We start from the raw sequence: 5,469 nt of genomic DNA, 5'->3' as shown, positions 1-5,469 counted from the left end.
AACCAAAAAAATGGTTGATTTTCTGCTTTTTAGTGTTGACTGGGAAACTCGGGAACTATATTTTAATATTTATAAAAACTAATTTAATTAATAAAAAAACGGAAAATTAAATTTTCGTTTAGTCTTTGTTATATCATTTGATTTTTTGCAAAATTTAACCCTAAATTGGAATTGAGTTTTTGATAATAAAAAAAAGCTAACATTAAGATGTTAACTTTTTTATATTGTTTAAAACTTTGCGATAATTTAGTTTTATTGAATTTCTGTTCAGTTATATCCGTCAAAGAATCTAATTGTACTACTTGTAGGAATTGAACTTGGAATATTGTTGTCTGCTTTATGTGCTTCATTCAATCAATCTGTGAAGTCAAATAATGAGTGAATTAATACTAATTTATCAATTAATCTATATTTATCATCTCAACTTAGAGTTGTTGAATTTAAGACTAATCCTTTTGCTCATTCAACTCCAGGTTCTTGTGCTCATTTGTGTCATTCTTTTAGTAATTCTTGACGGTGAGTTTCTGATGTTGCACCACCAATGGCATTACTATTTACATATTGAACAAAGTTTCTTCCAAGTTGTTTGATTGATGTTTCATTTTCCAATGTATTTTTAAAGTAGTTGTATCAAGCAACAAATTTATCACTATCATTTGCAACTTTTGGTGTTACATATTGACCAATTTGTTGTTTCAATGTATTCTTTTTCAATTCTATTTACTTCATCAACTGAAGTTGCATTTCTAACTCTTGCACTAAATGTTTCTATTTGTTCTTGTGTTAGTTTATATATAGAAGAAGAAGAAGAAGAAGAAGGCGCTCCTGCAACAGTAGATTCTCCTTTTTGTTTCATTCTTTGAATTGCTTCTTCTTTTGCATCTCTAATTGGGTCACCAACATATGAATAGTTGTCTACTTCGTGTTCAATAGTATTCAAGTTTTCAATTGTTTGAGCATCTTTAATTCTTTGTCCTAATCTGTCTCTTTCATCTTGTCTTGTGATTTTTGGATTACCTGTAACTTTTCCTTGAACTTGAACTTTTTTGTATGCAATAATTTGTCTTGCTCTTTCTTCTATTTGATCGTATTGTTCTTGAGTTGTTGCTTCATCAAGTTCTTTAGTTAATTTCTCTTTATTGTAAGCATCACCTTCAAGCTTAATAATCATTGCTCTAGCATTTGATTTTTGAGATTCTAATCTTTCTCTTTCTTTAGCACGTAAATCGACTGCTTGATTTTTAGCATTTTCTATATCTAACATACTTGAAGTTGGATCATTAATTTTATTCAAGTTAGTAGTTTTAGTAGAAGCAGAATCTGGAATTTCACGGTTAGCTTGTAATGCTTCTGTTTTGAGTTTATTATACATACCTTCTGCTAAATCCTTAATTTGCTTAATTCTAGCAATAGGTGTATTTGGATTATCAAGTTCTTTTCTTCAAATTTTACCGTATTGTTGATCTCAATTTGTAAATGAAGCATTAGTAAATTTATCTACAAATGGATTTGCTTGATTAATATAATCTTGTCTTTTTGCATTTTCTTCTTCAGTTAACTTTCTATTTGCTTCATCAATAGCATTTTGAATATCTTGCACTGTTCTAGCATTAGCTTTAGCAGTATTAATTGCTTCTATATGAGCTGTTTGTGTTAATTTTTCTTTAATTAAGTTAAGTTCTGTAACTTTATTAAATGCTTCATCAGCTCTTTGTTTAATATCTTCAATATTTTGTTCAGTTAGATTTGGTGAATTTAATTGATTAGATAGCTCAGTTTTCAAGTTTGGTGTTTCATTACCAAATTTATCACTAATATAAGTTTTAGCTTCATCTCTTAATGTAATTAATGCATCTGTTATACGACCTTTAGCTTCTCTAATTTGACCTGTCGATGAATTTTCACCATTAATTATTTTGCTTTCAGTTGTTTTTAGACTATTACCATCTTTAAGTTTTGCTAATTCTCTTAGTGCAAATTCTTTTTCTTGATTATATTGACTAAGTGCAGTTTCTGCTCTTTGTTTAATACCTTTTAATTTACCTACTGTATTATTTGTTTCTTTTAAGGTACCTTTTGTACCTAATTCAGTTATGAAAGGTTTTTTCTCTGCATCATTTGGTAAGTTATTAATTGCAGTTTGTACACTATCAAAAATATTATCATAAGCAATTGTCATATTAGTTATAAGTGTATCTAATGCTTTCTCTGTTGTAGTTTCTTTTAAAATATTATCAACTTTAGCAGCTTCAACATCATAATATGCTTTAGTTTGATTACCACCTTCATTTAAACCAATTAATGTATCAAGTTTATTTTGTACTTCATCAATTTTAGGTTGAATAATACCTTTTACTTGTTCTTTTAATTTTTCTACTTCTGTTTTATCAGATTGATTATTAATTGCATCTACAAATTCTTCTTTTCTACCATCATCATTTCTTGGTTTTAATTTATTAGCAATAGAGATAGCTTCTAATTTAGCTTGTGCTAATTCTTCTGCAGTAGTATTTTCAGCTCTTGCATTACCTAAAATAGTATCAATAGATGAAATATCATTGTTTTCATTTTCATTAGTTAAAGTAGAATTAATTTGATTTTTATAATCTGTTTTTTGTGCTTCACTTAAATAACTTAATCCTTCAATAGTAGTTTTAGCTGCATCTTGTTTTTCTTTAAATTTCTTAGTTGCTTCAGTTACTGTTGTTTCATATTGTTCTTCTGTTCTACCATCATCAGATTGTCCATTAAAGGTTCCTGCCTTGTATTGGACTTAGATATAAAAAAAAGAAAGGAGAAAAAATCAATTTTAGATATTTATAACAACATTGATATACGAGATATCCATAAATACTTTGTGAAAATTGTAAAATGTTATAAAACTAAAATCAAAATAAATTATAAATAAAAATTAGTAGAATATTTTAGAAAAACAAGATTAAATTGCGATATTCTTTTAAAGAAAAGATGAAGATTTTTATAGTCATATTTAAGGTACTATTTTTTAAATTATTTTAAATTAAAAATAACTAAAATTATCGTAAATATAGAGTAAAATTTTAGGAAAAATAAACCAAAAATCCCAATTTTTTCCGTATTTTCGTAACAAAATAAATTCTGTGGTAATATTAAAATGTGACTAACACTTTAGTCACATAAGGAGGTGAAAAATGTATTTAAAATAAAGGTTCAAAAGTGGAGCGAATTTTAATTTTAATAATTATAATTCTAATATTAATTAAATTTTAAAATAATTAATACATTTTCCACTAACCTTAAATAAAAACTCCATTTTAAGGGAATGGAGTTTTTTTCATTAATTAAGTTGAACTTAATTAATTAGGATTGTGAAAATGTATTTATACTATTATTATAGCACTTTTTGGCAATGTATTCAATTTTTTTGTAGAAATTTTTTTTGAATAAAAAATATTATCTCGTAAAGTAATGTTTTATTATTTAAAAATATTTTATTAAACAATGTAATATAATATTAATATGTATAAAAGAAAAGGATAAAAATGAAATTAGATAAATATCTTGGAGAAACAACTGAATATGAAAAAAAAGAAAAAATAGAAAAAAAGGATTTCTATAGTTGATTAAAAACAGTAAGTGCTTTTGCTAATACAAACGGTGGAAAAATCTTTTTTGGTATAGAAGATAAAAGTGATAAATTAGTGGGATTAACAGATATTTACAAAGACTCTGATTATATTAGTAGCGTCATAAAAGATGTTATGGAACCACTTCCATCTTTTGATTTAAAGATTTATGAAGAACAAGACAAAAAATTTATAGTTTTAGATGTAAAAAAAGGTCAGCAAACTCCTTATTATCTAAATAAAGGCGGTAGTTACCTTGCTTATAGAAGAATAGGAAATCAAAGTGTAGTCATAAAGGGAAACGATTTAAAAACTTTAATTCTTCAAGGTTCTAATGAAACTTGAGATAGTTTTAAAACAAATATTAGTTATGATGTATCTTCCTTTAGTTATTTAATTTCATTTTATTATCAAATTACAGAACATAAACTCACACTAAAAGACTTTAAATCCTTTGGATTAGTTTCAAATGATAATTATTTAAATAATAGTGGAGCACTATTAGCAGATGGTCAAATAGTAAGACATTCAAGAATTTTTGCAACCAGATGAAATGGATTAACAAAAACACATTCACTTGCAGAAGCTTTAGACGATGAAGAATTTAGTGGTAATTTATTATATTTATTAGATTCTGGAATTAAATTCATTTCCAGAAATTCCAAAAATATGTGAAAAAAGATAGATTTTGGTCGTAAAAATTATCCTGATTATCCTATGAAGGTAATCCAAGAAGTTTTGGTTAATGCTTTAATTCATAGAGATTATTCAATTAAAGGAGCTGAAGTAACTATAAACATTTTTGATGATAGAATGGAAATTTCTTCACCTGGTGGAATGTATAATGGTAAATTAATACAAGAAGAAAATATTGAAGAAATCAATTCTGAAAGAAGAAATCCAATTATTGCCGATCTTTTTAGTAGATTAAATTTAATGGAAAGACGTGGTAGTGGTTTACTCAAAATATTTGATTATTACCAAAAAGAAGAAAATTATAGTCAAAAGTTAAAACCGGAATTTAAATCAGATAATAGAAGATTTACTGTGATTTTAAAAAATTTAAATTATAAACAAAATATTGAAGGTTTTGAAATAGAAGAATATAAGGAAAATACAGAAAATCTAAATTTTAAAATTGATTATAAACAAAAAGATAAAAACTTAGTAAAACCGGAGATAAATCAACAAACCGGAGATAAATCTGACAAAACACCGGAGATAAATCAACAAACCGGAGATAAATCTGACAAAACACCGGAGATAAGCACAGAAACCGGAGATAAAAAAATAAAAATTAATAAAAAAGAAAAACAGTATCAATTAATTATTAATTATGCTAAAAACAAAGATTTTTTTAAAACTAGCGAAGTAGAAAAAATATTAAAAATAAAATATTCAAGAGCAAATGAAATAATAACTAAAATGATTGAAGAAAAATTATTAATAAAAGAAGGTTCTAATAAAAATAGAATTTATAAATTAAATAAGTAGTAGAAAAAGTAGTGCAGGGGAAGTGTTTGAAGTGTAAGTGTAAGATATTTTTAAAATTCTCTTATCTGCTTTTTTAATTTTCCAGTTAAAACTAAAACTAACTGATTGACCCTTATTTTTGGGAAATTTTAATATTTTTTATAAAAATAGTGAATTTTAATGATAGAATATAAGTAAGTGATTTGGGCCCGAACCCCCCACCCATACCAGGCACTATAAAAACAATACGGTATAGAACTGAAAATTAGCTTTCCGGTCGGGGATAATGGCTAATTTTTTTATTCATGTTAATTAAAAAACAAAAGAAAATATAAGGTAAAGTGGGACAATTTATTGGGACACATTTTACCAGTGATATCACTGGTAAAAT

3 protein-coding genes and 1 pseudogene are annotated in these 5,469 nt (G+C 25.8%); 1 reads left to right on the top strand and 3 read right to left on the bottom strand.

The features are described from left to right. Positions 1 to 252: 252 nt before the first annotated feature. From ACXX88_RS03970 to ACXX88_RS03960, 3 genes and pseudogenes are all read right to left on the bottom strand, one after another. The gene (locus tag ACXX88_RS03970; protein WP_458559653.1) at positions 253 to 699 is read right to left on the bottom strand and encodes a hypothetical protein; all 447 of its coding nucleotides are present in this window, start codon (positions 697 to 699) and stop codon (positions 253 to 255) included. Then, complete coding sequence (locus ACXX88_RS03965) at positions 650 to 2,179, bottom strand: hypothetical protein (RefSeq protein ID WP_458559652.1); 1,530 nt, start codon at positions 2,177 to 2,179, stop codon at positions 650 to 652. Before ACXX88_RS03965 ends, ACXX88_RS03970 begins: the two co-directional genes overlap by 50 nt. A gap of 408 nt (positions 2,180 to 2,587) precedes the next feature. Then, positions 2,588 to 2,671, bottom strand: a pseudogene (locus ACXX88_RS03960) (hypothetical protein); the annotation flags it as partial. A gap of 850 nt (positions 2,672 to 3,521) precedes the next feature. Between ACXX88_RS03960 and ACXX88_RS03955 the strand changes: the two are divergent. Next, complete coding sequence (locus ACXX88_RS03955) at positions 3,522 to 5,099, top strand: ATP-binding protein (protein WP_458559651.1); 1,578 nt, start codon at positions 3,522 to 3,524, stop codon at positions 5,097 to 5,099. The last annotated feature ends 370 nt before the right edge of the window (positions 5,100 to 5,469 follow it).

Source organism: Mycoplasma sp. 5370 (assembly GCF_054343435.1).
This window is presented reverse-complemented; position numbering and strand designations above follow the sequence as displayed.